Origin of the sequence: Bacillus cereus group sp. BfR-BA-01524, from assembly GCF_022662595.1 — a bacterium.
Lineage (GTDB): Bacteria > Bacillota > Bacilli > Bacillales > Bacillaceae_G > Bacillus_A > Bacillus_A thuringiensis_S.
This window is the reverse complement of sequence record NZ_JAKUDW010000077.1, coordinates 1-25077: the sequence shown is the minus strand read 5'-3', so window position 1 is coordinate 25077 and position 25077 is coordinate 1. Positions and strand designations below refer to the sequence as shown.

The following is a 25077-nucleotide window of genomic DNA, read 5'->3' as shown; positions in this document are numbered from 1 at the left end:
TGTTCTTGAGGTTTAGTAGTTTCTTTATTTTCTGTTGTAGTATTTGTGCTCTTTGGATATTTATAATCTTCACATGGAATGCCGTCTTTATCATTATCTAAACGGTGCGGATCATTTCCAACACCATATCCATTTTGATCCCAGAATGCTTGAGCATCTTGTTGACTTTTAAAATGGCCACAGTTTTTTGTATCATTAGGACTCTTAGCTGCAAATGCAGAAGAACTGTACCCCACTGTTAATAGTGTTACCGCTGTTGCTGAAGCTAATAATTTTTTCATAAATTTCTTTATCCCCCTAAATGGTATGTATTTACATTGAAATATTTTACATTTTAAAAATTAAAAATACAATAATAATTTGTAGATAAATGTAAGATTTCTAGATAATAATACCAAACTATTAATTCGTATATTGTCATATTATGTCGAAAGAAAATAAAAAAAGAGCCAAGGCCCTCTTTAATAACTACTAATAACCAGAATCACTATTCTCACAGTAATATGAATTTGATTTATCACAAAAAATATATGTTGTTTGTTGGATAAATAATAGCCTTGATGAGGCGTTAACTGAAGTGGCATTTAACATCCTCAAATAAGAAAGTCCTTGTATCTCCCTGGTGTTAATCTAATTGTTTGTGGAGTTGTGGATTTAAATATTCTACTAGTCAATGTGACGAACGCAGCAAATACAAAGCTAAAACTAAAACGAATAAGAGTCTTAGTGTGGTTAGTTGTAAAATTTTCAAATAGAGTAATTGTAGAGTTAGGTGGAATTTCAAGACTTGTAAGGTTAGTTTCTGATCCGAAAATTGTAAAGGTCTCTATAAAACTGTTGGTAGAGTTTGAAGAGTTACATGATTATCTTTATTGGAATCAAAATAAGCTTACACATCCAAGCTGTTGATGATAGCTAATATTTGATGATCTGTCCATTTGCCATTAATCCTTATATTTTCTTTCGCTATACCTTCTTTTTTAAACCCCATTTTTTCTAATACACGAATAGATGCTATATTATCAAGCATCGCTCCTGCTCCAATTCTATGTAGCTTTAATTCCCTAAAAGCAAAGTCTACAACAAGTTGAAGAGCCTCTGTTGTATAACCCTTTGCATTATGCTCCTTATCTAAAGTAAATCCCGTATAACAGCTTTGGAGGTCTCCCCTAACAATTTGAGTTAATGAAATGTCTCCGATAAGCTTATCATTTTCTCTTAAAAAGATTCCAAAAGGGTATACTTGCCCTTCAGCTGTCTTTTTTAGAGCTTGTGCAAGACGTATTTTTTGATGTTCTTCTGTATAAAAAACTTCTGGGAGCAATGGACAAACTCGCTGAAAAAATTCGCGATTTCTAATATGTAAGTTAGCTAACGCGTTGGCATCATCAGTTTTATAAAGCCGGATATAAATGTGCTTCCCTACTAGTTTCATAACATCCCTCCAACATTTTTATATGTCTAATGAGGAAAAAATATACCGTATACTTTATACAGTTGGATAATATCAGGAATCATTTTGCACGAAAGAAAAGACACTCCATATGAGTGTCTTTTCCAATAGTTTTTAGCAGAAACAAGAAGCTCCAACGATGATTAATAAAATGAATAACACAACTAATAAAGCAAAGCCTCCAGAAAAGCCACAACCGCCACAACTACCACCATAGCCCATAATAGTTCCTCCTTTAGATAAGAGGGGAAAACTAAGGTTCACTCATGTATTTTAATGGATTCGTTTCATCTTATGTTTTTTCGTATTGATTGAGCAGGTCCTTTCGAAAACTATTTACATATTAACTATATTTTTAAAAATGAATAATTTAACTATAACAATAAATAGATAAAATAATATAATGTATTAATTCTAAAAGAAGGGAGGAATAGCCATGCAATTAGTTTGTTTTAAAATAGTAAGTGGTCAGTATTTCTTGTTTGTAGAAGGTATTCAAATTCCTGTACCAATTCCAGCAGTTACTGCAGCTTTATTAATTGGTTTAGGAGTAATTCCACTTTGTTCTTAATGTAAGGAATTCGGATCATTCCTATCTTTCCATTGGAAAAGCCTCAAGTATATGAATACTTGAGGCTTTCTTTATATCAAAGAAAAAACACCTTACAGCGCTTGAAGATCTCCTGATTTAAATAATGCGGCCGTTACATCATCACCGAAAGTATTGAAACAGAATACTTGCTCGTCTACCTTATCCATTACTGTAGCTTCACCTATCTTGCCACCTTGAAGTTTAATAAAATAGTTATGTTCTTCTAAAATTTCACTAAAATCTCTATTTGCCCATCTTTCAGTAATTGCTAATAGCTCTTCTTTATTCTTGAAATTGTTTCCGTTTAGAATGTTTCTTACTTTCTCTGCATTCTTTTTGGACATAGGGGTTGCTCCCTTTCCTTCACACGCTTTTACTTTTTGATGAGTCATGCTATGCATAGCTGAAATCACTTCTTCTTCAGTAGAAGTTACTGTAATGTGAAGTTGTGCATTTGAGCCTTTCACTTCTGCTTCATTCGATAGTATGTCTTCTTTATTAACCTCTGCAAAAACATGGTCCTTACTCTCAAGCGGGACTTCAGCAAACTGTAACATTCCATAAGTCATACCAGTTGCAAGTACTACTACACCTATAATAGATGCTAGCCAATACGTTAGCTTCTTGTCCATCTTCATTTCCCCTGTCTTCGTTTACATATCTTAACTAAAGAATACCATATTAAATTCCTTTTTATTGAAGTGTCTCTAATTTTTACTATAAAAAACGTTCAAATCGTTTAATATAAATATAACAACTTTACAATCATGACTATGCCTATTCTCATAACAGGATCTATATACGATGTCACTAAATCATCTGGTGAACTATTAGTTATTAGTACGGCTTTGCATCGTTATTCTCAAAAAGGATAATTATTGTACATACCAATTCTTATGTATGAAGACACCCAAAACAAGTGTTACGAAAAAAATATAAAAAAGACATCTTTTCTAGGGAAAGATGTCTTTTTTATATAAACCTTAATGTTCGTTCTGTAAAACCCTCGCTGCCTTTACTCCTTCTTTCTCTTCTTTTAAGAATAACGATACGATAAATGCAACAATAATAAAGATTAACCCAAGTGCAAATGCACCTTGGAACCCTGACGTTAAACCGTTTAACTTCTCTACTGGATCCAGTGGATTTGCGGAGCTTTCCATATACTTAGTTGTTCCTGAAGACATTTTCGAAATAAAGATAGCTGTACCAATTGCGCCAGCTACTTGTTGCAACGTACTAAATAGTGCTGTTCCGTGCGGATATAAATCTGGTGTTAATTGATTTAAACCGTATGTTTGTGCTGTCATGACAAACATGAGTCCAACCATTAATACGCTATGCATGACAATAATTTGTAACATTGATGTATCAGGAGTAATGCCTTTAAATAAGAACATTGCAATTCCTACTAAGACAATGCCGGGAACGATAATAACTTTCGGACTAAATTTATCAAATAGTTTACCTGCGATTGGTCCCATTATGGCGCTAATAACACTTCCCGGAAGCATGATAATTCCTGATTTAAAAGCTGTAACGAGTAAAACGGTTTGCAGGAACATCGGTAATAAAGTCATCGTTGAAAATAACGACATCATCACAATGACAATTAATCCAACTGATAATGTAAACATCGGAACTTTAAATGCTCGTAATTCTAAAATTGGATTCTCAATTTTCAATTGTCGAACGGCAAAAATACATAATGAGATAAGCCCAACAATTAAAGTGCCATACACTTTTGCATCGGACCATCCTAAATCACCCGATGCACTAAAGCTATACACAAGCCCGCCAAATCCTAATGTCGATAAAAGGATAGATGGGTAATCTACTTTTGGCCTTGTTAACTCTGAAACATTTTGAATGTACTTCATCCCAATCATAATGGAAATGATCACGATAGGAATAACAATATAGAATAACCAGCGCCAATTTAATGAATCCACAATTACTCCAGATAATGTAGGGCCAATTGCCGGAGCTGCCATCATCACGAGTGCGATTAATCCCATTGTCGCACCACGTTTTTCAGGTGGACAAATGATTAAAATCGTATTCATTAATAACGGTGTAATTAACCCCGTCGCTACAGCTTGGACGATACGGCCAATTAATAAAACGGAAAATGTCGGTGCGAATCCCGCAATTAATGTACCGACTAAAAACGTTACCATAGCGATCAAAAACATTTGTCTCGTTGTGAGCCATTGCTGAAGTAACGCTGTAATTGGAACTAAAACCCCAACTACTAACATATAAGCTGTAGAAAGCCATTGAATCGTTGAAGCGGTTACGTCAAATTCTTTCATTAATACCGTTAACGCATTACCAAGTAATGTTTCATTTAATAATGCAACCATTGCCCCTAAAAGTAATGCAATTAAAATGGGGGTATGTTTCAAATTAGAAGTATCAACTTTGCCACTTGCTGGGCTCTTAGTTGTCATATTCATTTACAGATTCTCCTCCTGTTTCTTACTTAAAAAACTTTAAATATACCGGAACACATGTAATATAATATACATATGTAGATTAAAAAGGGAGAATCAATTTTCAGCCACTGTATATTTAATCTACAAAAAAGGAGAATTGTAGATGAACGATAGTGAAAAACAACTTGATTTACGTATTAGACGTACACATAAATTACTGTGGGATTCCTTATTTGAATTAATGACGCAATCAAAACAGAAATATAGTACGATCACGATTAACCAAATATGTGACCGCGCAATGGTACACCGAACAACCTTTTATAAACACTTCGAAGATAAAGATGCTTTATTAGCATTTGGATTTAAACGATACAGCAAGATGATTGCTGAAATACCGGTTTCAGATCGATTAAGTAAACCATTTCAAGTAATGGAACAATTTCTACACCATGAAGAAATCGGTAAAATATTAGAAACGCAAATGTCTGATGAACAATTTATTAACCGAACACAGTATTTAAGTCACGAAACGAGAAAACAAGAAATAGAAGCGTTAAATCAACTGCACAAAAATCATACGATGCCCAATGATTTAATCATTGAATTTTATTCAGGGGCAATCACCTCACTAAGCGCATGGTGGTTTAAAAGTGAAAGAAAAGTTTCTGCTGCTGAAATGGATAGGTATCTCCACCAACTTATTAATCGGGATATTTTTCAGTTTGAAGAGGATTAAGACTACACCTTTTCAATCATGCAATAAAGTGAAACTTTAATCAGTGGGGGTTTTGTTCATCCCCCACTGATTATCAGCCCTCACCAATCGGACTTTTACGGACAGTTGATCCCCCACCTAACTTCTTTGCTTCCACTGAATTTTGAGGTGGGGGTCTTACTGCCCGTTAATGCGGGATCAAATTGACCACAAAATAGGAGTATGATATATTTTCGGTAGAATACTATATAAGTGTGACAGCGAATAAATTGGCATATAATAAAAAGAAGAGATGCGCTAACATCTCTTCCTTAACTGCTACCGTATAGGGTGGTGGTTATTATACGTTATTATTTTTTACGAAACCCACCCTTTTGCTTCCTACGGCGCGGAGTGGGTTTTTTGTTGTCCTTACTCAGAAGTTGCTTCCGCAAAAAATACGCTGAAACTTCACGTACAGTCGCTTTTACAAATTCTTTTACAAGGTCAAACAAAAACTCCATATTATCACCCCCTTTCCTTCCAAATGGAAAGAAGGGATAACCACCCACCCTCACAATATGCAGTTACATATATTTTATCAAATGATTGTAAAGATATTATGTAAACAAAACAAGTGAAATTTTACATAGAAAAAAAGCCCCTCCAAACTGGGCTTTTATACACATACTATTACTTACCGATCTTCTTCAAATCCGAACTTTCAATAATCGAATGAGCATATCCATCTTTCCCAACTCGCACCAACGCTCTTCCTAATTGTTCTGAAGTTATTACACTGCCAAACCTCTTCAATAGTGGATTAAAAGGTTTCATCACATCGTACATCAATTGATATAATTTCGTTTTTGATTTCACATCATTTGCCGGGATGATTAACCCTGGTCTAAACATATACGCAGCTTTGAAAGGTAAACGTAATAACTCATTTTCCGTTCTTCCCTTCACTCTCGCCCACATCGTACGTCCTGATTTTGTACTATCTGTGCCGCTACCAGATACGTAAATGAACGTCATATTTGGATTTAACTCCGCTAATGTGTTTGCGGCGGATAATGTTAAGTCATGCGTAACTTTTGTATACGCCTCTTCCTTCATCCCTTGAGAAGAAACACCTAAACAAAAGAAGCATGCATCAAATCCGGTTATTTGCTCTTCAATAGACGATAAGTCAGCCACATTTGTCAGCTCAATTTCAGTTAATTTTTCATGCATCACATTCGTACGTTTTCTACCAATCGTTACGACTTCTTTTACTTTCTCATTTAATAAGCTTTCTCGTAATACACTCTGACCGACCATACCTGTCGCTCCAAAGATTATAACTTTCATTTGCATCCTCCTTATAAAAAGGCTGGTTTATCACCGTCTGTATTCGGTTTGTTTACGCCTAAGTTTCCGCCAACGTGTAAATCTGGTGACTGCGCTAATTTCACGACGAAAGCTGCAACACTTTTACGTGATACTTCCGTTCCTTTATACGGCTCACCTTTTTCTGTAATTTCATACTCCACTTCATCATAATCCGTTAACCACGCTGGTCTTAATACTGTGTATGCAAGAGTTGAAGCCTCGATTACATCAACAGCTTTTCTATACGGTCCTAAATATTGACCAATCGTACGGTTATTCCATTTCCCGAACTCTCCTGGCACTTCATCATAAATACCGAGTGCGCTAATGAAAATAAGACGTTTTACTTCCGTCTCTTCCATCACATTCACAACCATTTTCGCCTGCTCTTCTAAATCATCATCAGCTAAATTCGCATACACTACATCTTGATTTACCATCGCCTCTTGTAACGCTACACGATTTAAAACGTCACCTTCCACAATACGTACACGATCAGAAGCATATTGCTGTACTCGATCTGCATTTCGTAAATATAACGTTAACTTTACATCCGTTTCATTTAAAAATATATCAATTGCATGACGCGCAATTTGTCCGTTTGCTCCAAGAATTAATACATTCGTCATAGTCAAAACTCCTTTTCCTATTTTTTTATAAGGCAGTAGAAAGTGTTTCTACTGCCTCGCAAGAATCAAATTACAAATGTTTTCCAAGAAACTCCGTCGCCTTCACTACTGCTTGATCGACATACTCAGGAATATCGTACAGATCAAAATGAGATCCACCTTCCAGAATGACCAATTCTTTCGATTCATTCGCTAATTCATACGCTTCTTTACTTTGCCAAAGTGTCCCTGCTTTACTTCCTGCAACTAATAGAATTGGCTGCGTTAATAAAGAGCTCATTTTTTCATCGATTGCCGTAAACGCTAAAATTTTATCAAAGCTTGAAAACAACAATTTGTTTACTGAATTCGGATGCTGCGCTCTAGCTGTTCTGTAATATTCATATCCTTCCGCTGTTTCCGAATCTGTATTTTCATCAATTTCATGCGGCACGTAAGAAAGATACATCGGTTCCGCACCATTCGCTTCAGCAGTACGTTGTTTTGCAACTGCATCAAGCGTCTGAATCGTATTCGATATTGGAGCCTCTCCATTCCAGCCTTCGCGGAACGTTCTTCCCATATCTGCCGCACTAATGCCTACAACAGCTTTAATACGACGTTCCGTTTGTGCTGTACGTATCGCATAACCGCCACCAGCGCAAATACCAACTACACCTATTCGTTCTGGATCAACGAAAGAAAGTGTCGTTACATAATCTACCGCCGCGCGCACATCTTCTACTCTAGATGTTGGATCATCAAGATAGCGAGGTAACCCTTCACTTTCCCCTTGATAAGCCGCATCAAATGCTAACGCGACATATCCTTCAGCCGCTAACTTCTCGGCATAAAGACCCGCTGCTTGTTCTTTCACTCCACCAGCCGGATGTAAAACGATAAGAACCGGGTATTTCTTGCTATCATCCATTTCGTTTGGTACATGCAGATTACCAGCCATGTTCAAATTATATTTTTTAAACGTTACTTGCTTTTTCATATGAATCTCTCCATTTCATAGTCGTTTTTTATTAATACATTTTCATAATTAATCTTCGATGTTAAACCATGGTCCTGATGCCTGAATAACATTCCAAAGCTTTTCTGGAAGCTCTAGTTCACTTACTGTTGATTTCTTAATAGCGGTTTTTATGTCACCTTCTTTTCCGCCTTGCACTTTCTCTACCCAGTCTGGATTCATAATTAACCCGTGGCCGATTGCCGCAAGTGTGATCCCTTTTTCTAGCGCTAACGACGCATCATCTGGCGTCACCATAGAACCAGCTGCCATTAACGGAATTCTGCCGTTTACATGCTCGGCGATTAATTCAAGGTACGTTTTCTCGTCCTGACTATCCACGGGTTTTGCAGTAAGGGCACGTGCTAATGAAGCGTGAACATAATCAACATCTGCTTCGACAAGATGATTAATTAACTCATACGTATCCTTCATTCTTAAAGCACCTTCTTGCGGTTCATCAGGTGAAAATCTGTATCCTAATGCGAACGGCTTCTTCGCGTGCTTTTTAATAACAGCTTGAACTTCACAAACGACTGCTAGCGGGAAACGTAAGCGATTTTCTAAAGAACCGCCCCACTCATCTTCACGTCTATTAAAGAATGGTGAGAAGAAGTTTTTTAGTAAAAATCCGTGTGCACCGTGAATTTCAACGCCGGCAAAACCAGCTTCAATTGCTCTTCGCGTCGTTTCTCCAAAATCACGAATCACTTCTAAAATTTCATCGTGCGAAAGTTCTCTCGGTAATACAGATGGTGCAAACGGAGAAGCTTCTGTTTCTAAAGCACTTGCACTTACGACATCCCCGCCCGGTGTGAAATTAGGTAATGCTTTGTTCCCTGCATGGAAAATTTGAAGGATAGCCGGTGCTCCGCCGCTCTTAGCCGCATCCGCTAACTTACGTAAACTTGGAATAAACGTATCATCATAACCGGCAAACTCATTTGTAAAACCGATACCGTTCGCCTGTACATGTGTACATCCCGTAATCACAAGCCCGACTCCGTTCACTCTCTTTTGGTAATACGTTACTTCTTCATCTGAAATCGTATAATCATCATTACCAGCCCAAGTTGTCATCGGCGCCATCACGACTTTATTTTTCAGAGTAACACCAGATTTAAATGTAAATGCTTCAAATAAGTTGTTATATTTCGGATTCATAATTGACCTCTTTCTCGTTGTTTTTCATATATAAAATTGTCATTATTTTGTTATTTGTTCTTTTGAAGAAAGTTACTTAGAGCACGAAATGTGACTACATCCCCCTCTTTCATTAAGAAATGATACTCGGAAGAATTAATGCACGTTGATGCATTATCTCTCCCGTGTGTATAATATAAAATGAAAAAGAGATGTTTTCAAACGTCAATTTTAGTGAATTCACGCATTAATACACACATCCATAAAAATTGTGTATTAACTATAAAGAAAGTTTGGTGACACAATGGAAAAAGTCGATCGAAGGATTATTAAATCAAAAGAAGCCATCAAAAACGCTTTTATTGAACTAATGGCCGAAAAAGGATTTGATAAAATTACAGTAAAGGACATTTGCACCACAGCGGACATCGGAAATAGAACGTTCTACCTTCATTACCTCGATAAATATGATTTACTCGATAAACTCGTTGTAGAACGTATCGAAGCGCTAAAAACACTGTGCGCTCCTCTCCACGATTTAAGCTTTAGAGAAGCTTGCATCGCTTGGTTTGAAAACATGGAACAACACTACTTCTTCTTCTCAACGATGCTAGCTGGAAAAGGAGCTTCTGCTTTCCGCAAACACTTCTTCGACTACATCATCGAACAAATAAAAGATGACATAGATATTAAAGAAGGCATAAACAAAGGATTTAGTGAAGACATGATTATTACATTCTTCGGCTACGCCATTGTAGGAGTCGTGGAGACATACTTTATGAAAGGACTTCCTGACCCGCCGGAAGTTGTCGCGGAACAGCTTGGATTGTTGCTGGATAGGAACTTTTAAATGAAAAGAGGCTATTGTATGAACCGATTAGACCGGATTATACAATAGCCTCTTTCTTATAAAATAAAACGTCGATAAATTTAAGTTACAAATATTCAGAATTAATATTAAAATAAAAAATGGGGATAGGGGTATGGGATTATAAAATGAAACTTTAATCAGTGGGGGTTTTGTTCATCCCCCACTGATTATTAGTTGAACCAATCGGGCATTTACGGGCAGTTGATCTCCCACCTAACTTCTTTGCTCCAGCCGAATTTTGAGGTGAGAATCTTACTGCCCACAAATAGCAGGATAAAATTTATACATAACGAGGGAATAGAAATGAAACTACAATTAAAAGCGGATTTAGGGCTACTACTAGTTACATTTTTTTGGGGTGCATCCATCCTACTTACAAAGCTTGGACTTGATGGCATAGAAGAATATAATTTAATCGCATTACGATTTATTATCGCTTTTCTTTTATCAGGTTTAATATTTTACAAACATTTATTTAAGATCGATTTTAAAACTGTAAAATATGCATTTATACTCGCTTCTGTCTTATTTATCGTTTACATTTTCGCGACTTTCGGCACAAAGTATACGAGTGTTTCTAATGCCGGTTTCTTACTCTGTCTCACAGTCATTTTCATTCCGATATTATCAGCTATATTTTTAAAACACATTCCAGAAAAGAAAGTTATAGTAGGAATCATTTTAACGATAATAGGAATCGGCTTATTAACATTAACGAGCGAATTCAGGATCGGTAACGGCGATATATTTTGCATACTGTCTGCCCTGTTTTATGCGATCCATGTCATCATTACTGGAAGTGTAACGAAACATGTGAATTCCATTGCACTTGGGATCATACAACTAGGTTTCGTCGGCCTATTTAGTCTTATTTTTTCATTCATGATAGAAACGCCAAAACTTCCTAGCACAATCAACTCATGGCTAATCATATTGGCTTTAAGCATATTTTGCACAGCAGTCGCTTTCATCGTGCAAGTAATTGCCCAGCAATACACTACACCTACCCATACAGGTCTTATTTTTTCATTAGAACCTGTCTTTTCCGCAGGCTTTGCTTTCGTTTTCACAGGTGAAACGCTGACAGGAAAAGGATACTTAGGGGCTACGCTTATATTGTTGAGTGTGCTAATTGCTGAGGTGGATTTTAAGAGTTTGTTGCGGCCTAATTATAAGAAAAATATAGAGTAAACATTTCACTATAATCAATAAACATACCCCAGAAAAATATGAGTTTATATTTTTTTCATTCTCTTCACTTAGATTTTCTTTTTAGATGCTATCTTCAAATAAGGTAGCATCTAAAAAATGTTAAAAGGAATTTTCTCCTGGTATCTTCTTATATTCTATGTAGGCATCTTTGACCTTTTCTACGTTCTTTAATTACTTACTGAATATAGTCATACAGATTTTTCGCTAACAATAAACAAGTTACTGTAATGAAAAGAGCACGAACATACCCGCTGCCTTTTTTTATAGCGAATTTGGAGCCAACAATCCCTCCAGCAATTTGAGCAATCCCCATTATAAAACCATACGCATAGTTTACTTGCCCTACATACATAAACATCAACAATGCACCAACATTACTTCCTAAATTAAGAAGCTTCGCATTACCTGCTGCTTTTAAAAAATCATACCCAATAAATAAAAGAGAAAACATTAAAAATGAACCTGTTCCAGGACCTAGAAATCCATCATAAAAACCAATAACAAAAACAAAAAAAGTAAAAATAATGACGTGTCGACCAGACAATTTCTTATGAGTGGAAATACTACCCCAATCCTTTTTGAATATCGTATAAATAGCGACCGCCCCAAGCATAATCAGCATCAACGGCTTCAGTACTTCTGGATTCATTAAATGAACGGTCCATGCCCCTATTATGGAACCTATGAAAGTGAGCGGAACTAATTTAAACGCCGATTTCAAATCCAGATTACCAGAACGATAAAACACAATATTACTAGTTGCACTTCCCATTGTCGATGCTAGTTTATTCGTAGCTACTGCACTTGCTGGATTCAGTCCTGTAAATAATAGAGCTGGTAAAGCAATGAGTCCACCACCACCTACAACTGAATCAATGAATGCAGCTACAAATCCAAAAACAATCAAAATCATTAATACAGATGGGTCTAAATAAAAATCCATACTATTAACCTCCCCTTTAGTCACTATTCGAATAGTAACTAATAATTTGCTAAATGTAAACAGTTATTGTAACGTTAAAATATAAAAGCAAACATCGGAGGACGAAAAAAGTGGACTACATAGTGCAACAGCTTAAAAAAATTGGTTTCAATGAATATGAAGCTAAATCTTATGTATCTCTTGTTAAACAAGGGCCTGTCACAGCCTATCAAGTGAGTAAAGATTCAGGTGTCCCAAGAGCTCGAATTTATGAGATTTTAGGTAACCTTGTAGAAAAAGGAATTGTCATGAAGGAAGAAATAAATGACACCACTCGCTATTCACCTCTACCTGTTGAAATCTTTTTACAGAAGGCGCAAACAGAATGGCAGTCTACTTACGAAGGAATAAGTGATTCATTAAAAAAACTAGAAACTTCCGAGGAAAAAACGGATAATCGAGTGATTACTTTAAAAGACAATAAAACAATCATTAGCTATTGTCAGGCATTAATAAAAAAAGCAGAACGACGTATTGTCATTTCAATGTGGGATGAGATGTATGAAGCGTTAAAAGAAGATCTATCTGAAGTAGCTGATAAAGTTACAATACAAGGTATTACCCTGCATGTTGAAAATCCCATTAAAAATCTAGAAGCTCATCGCATAACACCTTATACAGAAACTTTGTCTACAGAACATTGGTTTATTGTATCGATAGATTCTAAAGAGATGATTTATGGACCATCACTTGAAGAGCGTAATATTGCTTTTTATACAGATGACCCCGTTCATATATACTTATTAGAGGATTATGTATGGCATGATGTGTTAGTAAATCGACTTGTCCGACGTAGCCAAGATGACTTGCAGCAATGGATTACTGCAGAGAGAAGATCTTTCTTTATGGGGAAATGAGGAATATATTCAAGAGCAAACCAAAAGATTTGCGTATTAAACCTAACAACTTCTCCGTACAAAAATAGCCGACTATTATATAATAAATATTCGGCTATTTTTGTATAAATTTATACAGACGCTGCCATTACCCCAGCGATTAATGAGATAAACGCTTCTCCCACTCTTTCACCTTTTCAATTGTTACATCTAATTTTTTAGCTATTTCTTCTACACTCATTCCTTTAAAGAGCATTCCAGCTGCCGAAAGTGCTTTATCAATTTCTTCTTGCTTCTCTTGTTCATATAAACGACCTACTTTTGTCATCCGTAACCACTCCTTTACCTTTTTCGCGTAGTCTTCATCAATAAATTTATCTGTAGCTACAAGAATCCCAGCAATAACTTGAATTTGTTCTTGCTCATCGGAGATACACTTTGCTACTTCTATCGTTTTTTCAATTAAAATTTGTCTTTTCTCTCTACTATGCATAAGTGGTACAAGTATTAATTTCATGGTTTCTTCATCCGTCAAAGATTTTCCTTCTTCCATTTTTCTAATAATCTTTTGAAGAATGGCATCACCATTGTATTCATTTAGTAAAACCGCTTTAGAATTTAAACGTATACTACATACATCTATTTCTTCTATAGGATTCATTACCTCACTTGTATAAATAACTACGATTCGAATATCCGGTAACTCTTTCCTCTTATTATAGTAACGATACATAATTTGATTCGCATAATCCATATACTTCAAATGGTTTTCGAGGAAACGGGTATTACTTTCATACTCTAACATTAAAATTGAACCATCTTCCATTTCAAATAAAGTATCTGAGCGCCTTTGATCTGCACGAACTCTCGAAAATTCATTTAGCAACAATTCTTTTATTCTTGGATAACCTTTTAACCCATATGCTTCAAGCCCTTTATCCCTATAACATTCACTTAAAAACTTCATCAGAATATCTTTATTATGATAAGAAATATCATTCCCTGCCAATAGCTAATCCCCCTTAACTATTAGTTACCATTTTCTTTATTATATAACTTATAAAATTAGCGTTACAACTTTCGTTCACATGCACATGCTATTTTCAAAACACCTTCCTCTCACTACTTCTCCCTCTCCACAAACCGCCCAAACTCCTTCAAAAACCTCAGCTTAAAACTACCAACAGGTCCGTTTCGATGCTTCGCTACATGAATCTCCGTCATCTCCTTCTGCTTCGTTTCCTTATCGTAATAATCCTCACGATACATAAGCATAATGACATCCGCACCTTGCTCAATTTGTCCCGTCTCTCTTAAATCAGATAAAAGAGGGCGCTTATCTTGACGTGACTCTACAGAACGAGATAACTGTGACAGTGCTACTACACAAACATTTAATTCACGCGCTAATACCTTAAGCTTACGAGAAATCTCACTAATCTCTTGAAATCGATTGCCCTTATGCTTCGGATCGCCCGTAATAAGCTGCAAGTAATCTACAATAATTAAAATCTTTTTATCACCATGCTTCCTCTTTAACTTACGAGTTTGCATCCAAATATCTTGCACCGTAACACCTGCATTGTCGTAAATCTCAAATGGCAACTCACCAATCTCCGCAAACGCCTTACTTACCTTCTCCCAATCTTCCATCGCAAAACGATGCTTCGGATTTTTCAGCCTCCCTCCTGACACTTCGCCTACGCAAGATGCCATCCTTTTTAACAATTGCTTACTACTCACCTCTAACGAAAACAATCCAACCGCCGCTCCAGACTTCGCCGCATGCAGTCCAACATTTAGTGCAAACGCAGTCTTCCCCATAGAAGGACGCGCACCAAGAACGACAAAATCACCTTCCTGCAATCCGCACGTCATTTTATTTAACGATGTATAACCAGACTCAATACCAGTAATCTCTTTCACATCTTGATGAAGCTCCTCATACAAATCAACTAACGCATCCTTCAAATCAAACTCACATACAGAGTCTTTTTCCTCTAACTCACAAAGTGCCGTAATCGTCTCACCGATAACTTTCTCACTCTTCTCCGCAATAAGACGCTCTCCCATCTTGTGCCCGAGAACACCGGCCTGATACATTTTCCACGCACCTCGAACAAGCCCCTCATAATAAGAGAAATTGCTAGTAGTAGGCACACCATCCATTAACCCTATAAAATACTCCATTCCCCCGATCCCCTCTAAAAACTTCGGATCTACCCTAGAAATGAACGTCACAAGATCAATCGGTTGCCCCTCGCCTTCCATCTTTCGCATTAACTGAAATATAGACTTATGTACTGGCATAGAAAAATACTGCTCCGTCAAACGGCACTCCTTAATAAGCTCTCCATCAATTAATAGAGAACCTAACACCGTCTTCTCCGCCTCCACATTTTGAATACTCATGGCCGCCACCCGCGCTCCTCTAAAAAGCGCTGCAACTCTTCCTCTGACGGCGCATTCTTCTCCCACTCCTCACACCTCGCCAAAAACTCCTCCGTCTCCCCGGTACTAACAGACGACTCCTTCTTCCTAAACTTAGCCGTATCCGCCTCAACCTCACACAATTTCGTAAACCCTTTCCCGTGCCACCCACGCAGAATCCCCTTCACATAAGCAACCGTCCGCTTATTATTCTCAAACGCAATTTGAAGCGCCTTCAGCACAAGCTCCTCTGACAAATCTTCCATCCACGCACTCAGTTCCTCCACAGTATGCGGAGACAAACTCCCAAAATGTTGCTCATAAAAAGAAAACACGCGACTTCCCGTTTCTTCCTCTACAACCTCTTCTTCCTCTGTCTCCTCACAAATCGGCTCAACATCATCCACAGCCAAATCATCAGGCATACCGAAATGTGCTAAAAGCATCGGAACACTCAGCTCTTCCTCAGCGCACTTCTGAAGAAACATATGTACAAACTCCTTATTCTTCACACCCTTCAGCTCACGAAGCACACACTTCTCCACATTCGTATTCGTCACAGGATTATAACGAAGCCAATTCAAAACAAATAACTCCCGTGTATCCGCATCATAAAGAATCTTCCCATAATCAATGAAGCGCTGCACAAGCTTATCAACAGTCTCCCGATTATAACCCGTCTCCATCTCCTACTCTATAATCCCTCACCACCGCAACCGTCATATATCGCCCATTACCAAATCTAGGTTTCTCCACATTGAAAGAATAATTATGATTTCGTTCGATTAGCGCTTTACTCCACTTATCCCTAATTTCTTTTCTTCTATCCTTATCAGCAACATGTATCTTAAAACATAATCTACCTTCTTCTAACTGCAAATACTGCCTGCAATCATTATCCTCTTGTTCATTCCACCATAAGGCATAGAATCCACCATTCGAATTAGCTACATACCCGTATTGACCGTTGATCCCACGTTGCTTTAGTTCCTCATAAAACCCTTCCCAAACTTCACCTTTCCACTCGCTTAACGGCAGTGTCTTATACGAATCATATTTTTGATCTATTTCTCTTAAATAAAAATAGTAATCTAAAAATATTTGATTTTGAACGCCTCTATCTATATTTTCTTGTAAAAATGCAAGCATTTGTTTTCTTGTAAACAACATATACTTTGCATCAATCACTGCTGAATAATCACTTTGATTACCTATTTTATAATAGATAGGCAACAGGTCAATTTCTTCATATTTTTTAAATTTCATTACATCTTCATAATAACGTTTCAGTTGATTAGAATGTTCTTTTGTATACGTTTTATCTTCAATTAAAATAGCCTGATTACCGTTAATTTCAATGAGTATATCTAAACCTTTAAATTGTTTCGTAATCTTAATTTCTTTAATAGCGGCTGGAAAGTTCTTTTTATGTAAGTCATATATTCTTCTAATAAAATCTATACCAGCTTCATGTAAGCATTCATCAGTTTCTTTATAGATTGGGTTCGCCCACTCTGCTAACCAACAAATAAAAGCATCTTGCGACAACTCACTTGTTCCATGTGAAAATAAATTTGGTCTCTTGCCCATTACTTAATCCCCCTTACATCTAAGCACTATTCCCTAACATTCAGTACTTCTAAAACTTCCCTAAACAACACCGATCCCCTTCCAACAACCAACTCCAAAGGAACTTCTTTAACTCGCCCATCTCCCCCCACCATAACAACCTCATTCTCATAATCAACCCAAATCTGAACATCCTGCACATAATAACTCTTAATAGTAGAAGCCTCATCTAAGTTGTTATGATCCAACTCAACCTTAACTTGCTTTGTAAAACGACGCAGCGTTTTCCAAAGAATTCGTTCTTCTTTTGATTTCATGAAGAGTTCCGGAAGCTCTTGTACTTCTTTTAATAACGACATAGTTGTTATTGTGTATGTTTGAATGCCGTATCCTACTGGACGGATGAGGTGGTCTAGTTTTTTCCATGGCTCTAGTTTGAAATGTACATACTCATCGTTTTGTTGCATTTGAATGTGTTTAATTTTGGCTACGTATTGGATTCCGCCTTTTTCTCCGTGCCATTTTTTCGGCGCATATAATGCTATGTACTTTGCTTCTTGCCAACCTGGTTTTAACTGTGTGACTGGTAACTGGTATAAGCCTTCTTTTCTATATGTTTCATAGTCATTTTCAGTTTTCACGCTGCCCACTAATACTTTTTCTTCTAATGAAGAGTGCCATTCTTCTTTTGTGCCTCTTGGAAGGATGCCTTCTCTTATAATTTCTTCTGGGCTTTTTTCAATGAGATGATCTAGAAATTGTTCGGCTAGTCTTGTTGCGTTTGGTAAGAATGGAAAGCCACCGATATTTACTTTTTCGATACTTTTATAAAATGGATGGTTCTCGTACGCTTCCTCTTGGTTCCACGGGAATAGTACGTACGCTCCGTAAGCTGTTCGCTCAAAAGGTCCATCTTGTTCCACAACTAATGCATCTCTGTAGCGGTGCATTGTATTAATGTCCTCTTCCATTGGGCCAGGAGTACCATACTTCTTTTTATAATGAGACCTTTCAGCAAAATCAATTCGGTATTTCGCATCAAAAATGTATTGATATTGATAGTTCTTTCCCTTTTTCTCAATAGCGAGCATCGTATCTGGCTTTTGTGTAACTGTTGGCAGTCTACCGTTCCTTTTCTGGAAATACAGTTCTATTACTTCACCAGTGACTGGATGCTTGAACGTTCTTTTTGCAGTTTTACTTTCATCAAGCGTTACGTATAAACCATCTTGTTTAACTTGAATAACATCTTGATGAAGCGGTATATATTTTTTAGATAGAATTTGTCCGAGTTTTAAATACGTCCAGTATTCGTATAACCTTGCGACATCTTTTACAGACATTTTAAAAATTTGTCCTCGTAATGTTAAACCTCGCGATAGCATTAAGAAGATTTGATATGCATCTCTATAGCCTGCTGCCATTTGGATCACGAGTGAAAAGACTGAACGATCTAATTTTCCGATTTCTCTCCAAAATGGATCGTTCAATTCATTTTTCATTCGATACTTCATATCTTTCACACGTTCTAACAAATCTTCATCAGTTACACCACGTGTATATCTAGACTTCGGCTCTAATGCCTTAAGTAAATCATCTATTTTATGTACAACTCTTTGAATCATCCATTTAACAAAACGATTTTCCAGCGTATCATGAGACACTTCCTTAAAAGCTGTAATGCCTTTAGTCGGTATACTGTTTTCTCCTTGCAGCAAGTGTGGTCGCTTTCGCAAATAGTTCATTCCGATAGAATCCAGTTTACGAATTTTTTCTCCTCGTACAAGTTGATGTCTAGTCATAAGTGTATGATGCGGTTGTCTTTTTATACGAGAGATCGACTTCATAAATCGCTCAAAGGAATCATTTAAAATACGATAAAATTCACTCTTCGATGGATTTGTAGCGTAAATTGCAGATGCTCCTAAGTAAGTTCTCTTTAGTAGATGAAACGCTAAATTATAAATTTCATCATTTACCTCATCTAATAAAGCTTTATAATCATCCTTATAATCAAGTTTTACTGGAAAAACTTCAAATGTAACGGTTAATAAAGTTTCTTTATCATCTTTAATTTCAAACGTTGTATTTCCTACTTCATTCGGAAAAGAAAGATTTCCCATTAACACGTGAAGTGAACCCATTTGAATGGAACTAACTTGTTTTCGAAATCCTGGATGTTCATGATAAAAGGAGAGCTGCTTGTTATTTTTCGGAACAACAACAAGCTGATAACTTCTATTTTCAAAAAAGATCGGCGGATGTTCGTTCCATTTATCTAATCTCTGCAATCTCGCATCAAATACAGAAACGGATTCTGCCTTCCCATCTACCTGAAAATACATCATTTCATCCGCACTCATAGCGTGATACTCTTTTAAACTCTCGTATTTTTCATGATAAGGATTTCCTTTAATCGTCAATGATAGCTCCTCTGTTTCAATCTTAACTAGCTCTATCTCATTATTAGATCCAGAAAGAGGTGAAACCATCATACTCGAACCTCCTTAACATATGAGACAGCTTGTTAGCAGAACGAGGATATTTAGCATATGAAGCGTCATGATTGCCGCTATCATATTCTTCATTTGCACATAATACATACAGCTGTTTTAATACCTCTTCTGTTCTTCCATCGCTTCCTGCAAGACGCGGTAAAATCTTTTGATATATTTGATAATCAAGCGCTTCATCAAACGATAATAACTTTCCTTGTTCGTTGTATGCCATATAGAAACAAATTTCATCTCGTATACGATACCCAACTTGAGCTCCAACTGATTCAAGTATTTTATTTATTTCTATCAAAATAGTTGAGATATTTCTCACAAGATCTTCGTTTTCCTTAAAGCATTCTTTTAGATGAAGATACTCGGTTTCTAAAGAACGATTTGAAGCAATTTCAGCCTCTATCTCTTCCATATCCATTAAGAAATTAAAATAATCTAAGTTAACGGTATTGAACTCAATTGTATTGGCACGATCTAATACTTTCTTACTTAAAGGATGTGTCGTTTCATCCATATTTACCGTTCCGATAATATATACATTTGATGGGATCGTAATGCGCTTATTCGTAATTGATTCTGGAAGTACTGGTGACGTAACAATCTTTCCATCTTTCCATTTACGACTTTCAATTACACTTAAAAAATCACTAAAGTAGTATTCCACTCGAGCTAAGTTCATCTCGTCCAACACTACAAAATAAGGTCTATTTGGATTTGCATCTGCATTTTCAAGAACTTTAATTAATGGTCTTTCTTGAAACTCCCCTTGGAGGTTCACATAACCGAGTAAATCAGAGCTATCACTCCAATCAGGTCGAACCGGAATAAGCGTAAATTGTCCATTCTCTTCTGTTGCCCCTAAACTCTCCGCAAACCACTGAACAATTTTCGTTTTTCCTGCACCTGAAATACCTGATAAAATCACAAATGGCTTCGTCTTTAATGAAAGGAAGAAATTAATAAGATCCTTTTTCTCATAATAGAAACCTTTACTTTGAATATAAGAAGACACATGATCGATAATTGATTGTTGATCTAAATAGACTTCTTTCCTCTCATAGATCATTTCATATTTCGTTCCTTCCTCTTTGTAAGCAATAAATCCCTCGTAATAGCGAAGCATTTCTTCTAGGTCCTCTACTAACTCATTTTCACTTGGCATTTTATTAGCATCATACGTAATATAAGCCGCTGTTGAATTCGCATATCCTTTTGCTTTTGAGCTTGTTCCTAGGAGAATCTCATCATCTTTTTTCACCTTTTGGGACATATGTATTTGTTCACGAATCTCTTCTTTAATTTTTTGCATCTCTTCTTTAGTTGTTTCTGTCACACCTTGCGCCAACGTTAAATATAATCGCTCCATATCTTCACTAAACAAATAAACGATATAATAACCTCTCTGCGTAGATGTCGTAATATCTTTATTCATAATCGCAAGCCATGGAACAGCAGCCCAATTCCCTTGTCCAACTGACCCTGTAACAACATACTGACTATGATCAATAAATGGTAATCTCGTTATTTCCGTTGTCATTTCATTCCTAACAAACGATCCCATTTTATGACCTGCAAATCTTTCTGTTCTCGCCTGTAAATACTCATTCAGAACCGTTAAAAACTTTTCACGTAAATTACTGTCCATACTACCGCCCTTTTCTCCATCATCTTTTACATACCGTTCAACAGGAATCCATTCATCATTAATTAGTCCTACTAGTTCAAGCCAATCTAATAAGTTCCCCGTACGCCTCTTCGCTACCGATTCAACCATCAAATTATCTCCTAATGAATTTCGGACAATCGTCATCCCTAACTCCACTAATGCTGCTTTCTTATCATCTTTTGAACAATTCTTTAAAACTCCAAGAACAAATAAAGCATGGCGGAAATATTCCTGTCTTAAAACTAGCTGTGCAATATAGATATTCCTAACTCCCGATTGAACATATTCGTTTAATACAAGCTGATTCATTTCATGAGATTTATTCAAAAAGCCCAATAGTCTTAAATCTTGACGCGCGCGAGACTTCATACTATATAAATTCTCATCCGTTTGTTCACGTAGCGTACTCGGATTATATGTGCCATTCATTATCTCTTCTAAAAAGAGCATAACTTTATCATATTTTTCACTTGGTAGGTTATCGGTTTGGAATTCTTTAAGTGTAATGGCTGTCGATTCAGTCACATTCACAAATGGAAGCTGTGAAAAGAAAACTACCAGGAAAGCATTACGTTCGCCTGTTTGTCCGAAATCTCCATCCTTTACAGTACGCATATCGATAATTTTATGCCAAAAATTCTTAAGGAGTCCAAAGCTCACTTTAAAATAAGGTGCTGTTGTCTCTTCCTTTTCATATTGTTCACGTGAAAATTTAGTTTCAACGTATAATCCTTCATCATCCTTTTTTATAACCAAATAAGATTTATTACCTTTTATATCCTCAACCTGCTTCGTTGATTTAGCCAATTCAATTATGAGTTGCTCTAACATCTTCATCCCCACCGTTACAATAAATTACAATTACTACTATTTTACCAAACTATGTATAAAAGAAAAATCATACAATATGATGTATGATTTTATACTCTATTATTTAAAATACTTCTGATAATCCTCTTCATTTTTAAATTCAATCGGTCCAACATCCATTCGAAACTTCCCGTTCGCGTACAATAGTGGTGAAGCCTCTGAATGGTCTTTTGAATAACTTTCTACGTGTGAAATTTTCATCTCATTTGAATTGGTGAAATCAATATGAGCAATGCACACCCAATAAGCATGGTCATTTATTTCTAATAACGGTGCTGTTACAACGCTTCCCATATGATTATCGACAACAGCTTTAGCCTTCATAGAATAGAAACTACCTATTCCATTTCCGACAGCACTATATGCAGCAAATAAAACATATTTTAAAGCTTCTGGTCGATAAATACGAATTGTTTCTTTTCCTGGTTCTTGCGAATCACCGTCCAACACAATATACGGCGACACTTTAGACGAACCTAGATTTTTATAATAAACTTTTCCCATCTCTCCATTAGTTGTTACGTAAAAACAATATAAGTCTAAATCTTTATTTGTTTCCCATTCTAAAGTAGCCGTCACCATTTTAGATTTTTGTATATTTATAGATTGTTTTTTCTTCAATTCAACCTTCACTACATTAATAGTTTTTTGTACTGGCGGCGGGGTAGGAACTATTTTCTTCTCTACAGGAGGAACAAATTGTTTTTCATCCTCTGCGATTTCTATTCCAAAATTTGTACACAATGCAGCTAACCCACCAAAATAGCCAGCTCCAATAGGATTGAACTTCCATCCTCCTCCATGTCGATATAGCTCTCCAACAATAATGGCACTTTCATCTGTAAATGGATGTGTGATAGGAAAATGAATAATTTCTGATACTGATTGTGCGTTGCTTATTTTTAATTGAATATGTGAAACATCTCGTAGCGCCTGTTTCTTCTCTTCGGCATTATGAATTGTAATCGAAAATACAATCTTTTGTACGTCATCTTTTATATGAGTAAAATCTATCGAAAATCTTTGTTTATTTCCATTTGTTTCATTTTGGTCCAATTGAACAGATTGACAACTAGAATAAGGTTGTCCATAGAAAACGAAATCCTCTTCTTTAGTAATTTTCCCATTAAAACCTACTAAAAAAGCTGATGCATCTACATCCATATTCATCGGGGCATTCCAAGTTAAATCTACCAGTAATCCTTTCATCTCTGGATGATTCTTTGTAACCTCTATCTTTTGTCCCCTTACTAAAGTATGTATCATCATAATTCCTCCGTCCTACACCTTTAATGTTTTATCACTCAGTTCAATTATACTCCTCTTTAGATTTCCCTTTCTATCTTAAACTATAAAACCATGATAATTGATTATTATCATAAAAGGAAAATTATATATAAAAACTTATTGAACTAAATATTCTCTATTTAAAATTCTAAATAAACATACTAAGAATGATATCAATATTTCATGAGTTGTGGTTGCTAAAATTACTTATCAACTTTAGCTCCACCAACCATTCCCCCATACCAACCATAACTCTCCTCCAAAAACCCCCTACTTTCCCCACTATCCCTATAATAAGAATTCCACCCTCTCTCCCTCAAAATCCCCTTCCAACTATCACTCTCAACCATCCTCTTAATCACACTATCCCAATAAGCAACCTCTTCCTCCGTCATATCTTTCGGGCCCATGATCCCTTTCCAGTGCTGGAATATGACGTCGATGCCTTGTTCTTTCCATGTTGGGATTTCTGGTAGTCGGTCTAGGCGCTTTGGTGCGGATACGGCTAGTATTTTTATTTTGCCGGCTTTGTATTGTTTTTCGGCTTCGGATAGGGTCATGGTTGCGGCGCCTATTTGTTTGTTCGTTAGGGCGTTTATGATTTTTTCTTTGTTTTCGTAGACAAAAAATTGTAGTTCGGCAGGGTTTATGCCGAATGCTTTGCTTACTTGTACGAAGGATAGGTGATCGTCGTTTCCTAAGCCTGGGGCAACACCAATTTTGAAGTTTTTCTTGTTTTGTTTTAGTTGTTCCATTAGTTCGTTTGCGTTTTCTATGTTTGAGTCTTTTGATACGACAACAACTTCCCAGTCCGATGCGAGTGTTGCGAGCGGTGTGAAGTCTTTATATGTTAGTTTACTGTGGCCTAGTAGGTTGTTCGTTATGAGTAAGCTTGAGTTAATCGCCAGTACGTGACCACCTTTTTGTTTCGTATATTTCCATCCGACGTCACCACTGCCACCTACTTTGTTTGTGACTGTGATTGGTTTTGTGAAGATTTTTTCTTCTGTTAGTGTTTTTTGCATCGCCCGTGCTGTTAAGTCCCATCCGGCGCCTTGAACGTTTGGCGCAACGATTTCTAATTTGTCGATGTTCACTTTATTCATATGGGATTTTTCCGAGGAACAACCAGCTATTACTCCTGTCATGATCCATATACATAGTAATAATCGTTTTTTCATAGTCCTCTTCCTATTCGGTACTTTCGTTCTGGTCGTCCGATAATGCCGTATGTGTACTCTACTGTGCATTCATTTGTCGCTACTAAGTATTCTAAATATCTTCTTGCGGTTGTTCTGGAGGCCCCCATTTGTTCTCCCATTTCTTCTATTGTAATGCCCTCTTCAAATCCTTTTATAATCCCTTTCACTTTATGCAGTGTTAACGGATCAACACCTGTCGGTAAGTTTTTTATATCTTGTGTTTGCGAAGTGCCGAAGAAATTATCGATGAGTGCTTGATTTACTTCATGGTTACTATGTAATAGTTGCTTCTTTCTTTTATAGTCTTCAATTGTGCGAA

Annotated in this window: 24 protein-coding genes and 1 pseudogene; 5 read left to right on the top strand and 20 right to left on the bottom strand. The window is 36.6% G+C overall.

Annotated features, from left to right (window positions below):
• From MR170_RS22650 to MR170_RS22640, 3 genes are all read right to left on the bottom strand, one after another.
• A partial coding sequence (locus MR170_RS22650; RefSeq protein WP_242309403.1) for an excalibur calcium-binding domain-containing protein occupies nt 1-281 on the bottom strand: 281 nt, incomplete at its 3' end.
• A gap of 608 nt (nt 282-889) precedes the next feature.
• A complete protein-coding gene (locus MR170_RS22645; protein ID WP_242309402.1) occupies nt 890-1435 on the bottom strand; it encodes a GNAT family N-acetyltransferase in 546 nt (181 codons plus the stop codon).
• A 132-nt stretch (nt 1436-1567) separates the two neighbouring features.
• A complete protein-coding gene (locus tag MR170_RS22640) occupies nt 1568-1675 on the bottom strand; it encodes a YjcZ family sporulation protein (protein ID WP_000540375.1) in 108 nt (35 codons plus the stop codon).
• 214 nt (nt 1676-1889) lie between these two features.
• Here MR170_RS22640 and MR170_RS32310 point away from each other — a divergent pair, with 214 nt between their 5' ends.
• Nucleotides 1890-2024, top strand: a complete 135-nt coding sequence (locus MR170_RS32310) for a hypothetical protein (RefSeq protein ID WP_276575657.1) — start codon at nt 1890-1892, stop codon at nt 2022-2024.
• A gap of 92 nt (nt 2025-2116) precedes the next feature.
• On the opposite strand, the gene MR170_RS22635 is transcribed toward MR170_RS32310, so the two are convergent.
• Both MR170_RS22635 and MR170_RS22630 read right to left on the bottom strand, forming a co-directional pair.
• Nucleotides 2117-2677 carry a PRK06770 family protein gene (locus MR170_RS22635; protein WP_016082651.1) on the bottom strand — a complete coding sequence of 187 codons (561 nt, stop codon included), beginning with the start codon at nt 2675-2677 and terminating at the stop codon, nt 2117-2119.
• Between the two features lie 351 nt (nt 2678-3028).
• The gene (locus MR170_RS22630) at nt 3029-4504 is read right to left on the bottom strand and encodes an MDR family MFS transporter (protein ID WP_016082652.1); all 1476 of its coding nucleotides are present in this window, start codon (nt 4502-4504) and stop codon (nt 3029-3031) included.
• A gap of 142 nt (nt 4505-4646) precedes the next feature.
• Between MR170_RS22630 and MR170_RS22625 the strand changes: the two genes are divergently transcribed.
• Nucleotides 4647-5222, top strand: a complete 576-nt coding sequence (locus MR170_RS22625) for a TetR/AcrR family transcriptional regulator (RefSeq protein WP_016082653.1) — start codon at nt 4647-4649, stop codon at nt 5220-5222.
• A gap of 329 nt (nt 5223-5551) precedes the next feature.
• Here MR170_RS22625 and MR170_RS22620 read toward each other — a convergent pair whose 3' ends face one another.
• The 5 genes from MR170_RS22620 to MR170_RS22600 form a co-directional block, all read right to left on the bottom strand.
• Nucleotides 5552-5704, bottom strand: a complete 153-nt coding sequence (locus tag MR170_RS22620; protein WP_016082654.1) for a hypothetical protein — start codon at nt 5702-5704, stop codon at nt 5552-5554.
• A 169-nt stretch (nt 5705-5873) separates the two neighbouring features.
• Nucleotides 5874-6533: an NAD-dependent epimerase/dehydratase family protein gene (locus MR170_RS22615; RefSeq protein WP_242309400.1), complete on the bottom strand. Its 660-nt coding sequence runs from the start codon at nt 6531-6533 to the stop codon at nt 5874-5876.
• Nucleotides 6534-6544: 11 nt separating this feature from the next.
• Entirely contained in the window at nt 6545-7183 is a 639-nt protein-coding gene (locus MR170_RS22610; RefSeq protein WP_016082656.1) for an SDR family oxidoreductase, read from the bottom strand.
• A 70-nt stretch (nt 7184-7253) separates the two neighbouring features.
• Entirely contained in the window at nt 7254-8162 is a 909-nt protein-coding gene (locus MR170_RS22605) for an alpha/beta hydrolase (protein WP_098773755.1), read from the bottom strand.
• Between the two features lie 48 nt (nt 8163-8210).
• On the bottom strand, nt 8211-9344 hold the full coding sequence (locus tag MR170_RS22600; protein WP_242309398.1) for an NADH-dependent flavin oxidoreductase: 1134 nt from the start codon (nt 9342-9344) through the stop codon (nt 8211-8213).
• Nucleotides 9345-9627: 283 nt separating this feature from the next.
• On the opposite strand from MR170_RS22600, the gene MR170_RS22595 reads away from it, so the two are divergent.
• Both MR170_RS22595 and MR170_RS22590 read left to right on the top strand, forming a co-directional pair.
• Complete coding sequence (locus MR170_RS22595) at nt 9628-10173, top strand: TetR/AcrR family transcriptional regulator (RefSeq protein ID WP_016082659.1); 546 nt, start codon at nt 9628-9630, stop codon at nt 10171-10173.
• A gap of 324 nt (nt 10174-10497) precedes the next feature.
• A complete protein-coding gene (locus tag MR170_RS22590; RefSeq protein ID WP_016082660.1) occupies nt 10498-11385 on the top strand; it encodes a DMT family transporter in 888 nt (295 codons plus the stop codon).
• A 196-nt stretch (nt 11386-11581) separates the two neighbouring features.
• Here the strand turns inward: MR170_RS22590 and MR170_RS22585 are convergent, their stop codons facing one another.
• Nucleotides 11582-12349 carry a TSUP family transporter gene (locus MR170_RS22585; RefSeq protein ID WP_016082661.1) on the bottom strand — a complete coding sequence of 256 codons (768 nt, stop codon included), beginning with the start codon at nt 12347-12349 and terminating at the stop codon, nt 11582-11584.
• A gap of 110 nt (nt 12350-12459) precedes the next feature.
• On the opposite strand from MR170_RS22585, the gene MR170_RS22580 reads away from it, so the two are divergent.
• The gene (locus tag MR170_RS22580) at nt 12460-13245 is read left to right on the top strand and encodes a TrmB family transcriptional regulator (protein ID WP_016082662.1); all 786 of its coding nucleotides are present in this window, start codon (nt 12460-12462) and stop codon (nt 13243-13245) included.
• A 139-nt stretch (nt 13246-13384) separates the two neighbouring features.
• Here the strand turns inward: MR170_RS22580 and MR170_RS22575 are convergent, their stop codons facing one another.
• The 9 genes and pseudogenes from MR170_RS22575 to MR170_RS22535 form a co-directional block, all read right to left on the bottom strand.
• A complete protein-coding gene (locus tag MR170_RS22575; protein ID WP_000908110.1) occupies nt 13385-14233 on the bottom strand; it encodes an RpnC/YadD family protein in 849 nt (282 codons plus the stop codon).
• A gap of 113 nt (nt 14234-14346) precedes the next feature.
• Nucleotides 14347-15636, bottom strand: a complete 1290-nt coding sequence (gene dnaB, locus MR170_RS22570; RefSeq protein WP_242309396.1) for a replicative DNA helicase — start codon at nt 15634-15636, stop codon at nt 14347-14349.
• Nucleotides 15633-16340, bottom strand: a complete 708-nt coding sequence (locus tag MR170_RS22565; RefSeq protein WP_016082664.1) for a DnaD domain-containing protein — start codon at nt 16338-16340, stop codon at nt 15633-15635. The genes dnaB and MR170_RS22565 overlap by 4 nt, the downstream gene beginning before the upstream one ends.
• On the bottom strand, nt 16324-17244 hold the full coding sequence (locus tag MR170_RS22560; protein ID WP_016082665.1) for a PD-(D/E)XK nuclease family protein: 921 nt from the start codon (nt 17242-17244) through the stop codon (nt 16324-16326). Before MR170_RS22560 ends, MR170_RS22565 begins: the two co-directional genes overlap by 17 nt.
• A gap of 26 nt (nt 17245-17270) precedes the next feature.
• On the bottom strand, nt 17271-19715 hold the full coding sequence (locus tag MR170_RS22555; RefSeq protein WP_242309405.1) for a DUF2357 domain-containing protein: 2445 nt from the start codon (nt 19713-19715) through the stop codon (nt 17271-17273).
• Nucleotides 19690-22230 (bottom strand): MrcB family domain-containing protein, encoded by a 2541-nt coding sequence (locus MR170_RS22550; RefSeq protein WP_242309394.1) that lies wholly within the window; start codon nt 22228-22230, stop codon nt 19690-19692. The genes MR170_RS22555 and MR170_RS22550 overlap by 26 nt, the downstream gene beginning before the upstream one ends.
• A gap of 99 nt (nt 22231-22329) precedes the next feature.
• A complete protein-coding gene (locus MR170_RS22545; protein WP_242309392.1) occupies nt 22330-23535 on the bottom strand; it encodes a TerD family protein in 1206 nt (401 codons plus the stop codon).
• Nucleotides 23536-23759: 224 nt separating this feature from the next.
• Nucleotides 23760-24737 carry a tripartite tricarboxylate transporter substrate binding protein gene (locus MR170_RS22540; protein WP_016082670.1) on the bottom strand — a complete coding sequence of 326 codons (978 nt, stop codon included), beginning with the start codon at nt 24735-24737 and terminating at the stop codon, nt 23760-23762.
• Nucleotides 24734-25077, bottom strand: a pseudogene (locus tag MR170_RS22535) (DNA-binding response regulator); the annotation flags it as partial. The gene MR170_RS22540 and the pseudogene MR170_RS22535, both read right to left, overlap by 4 nt.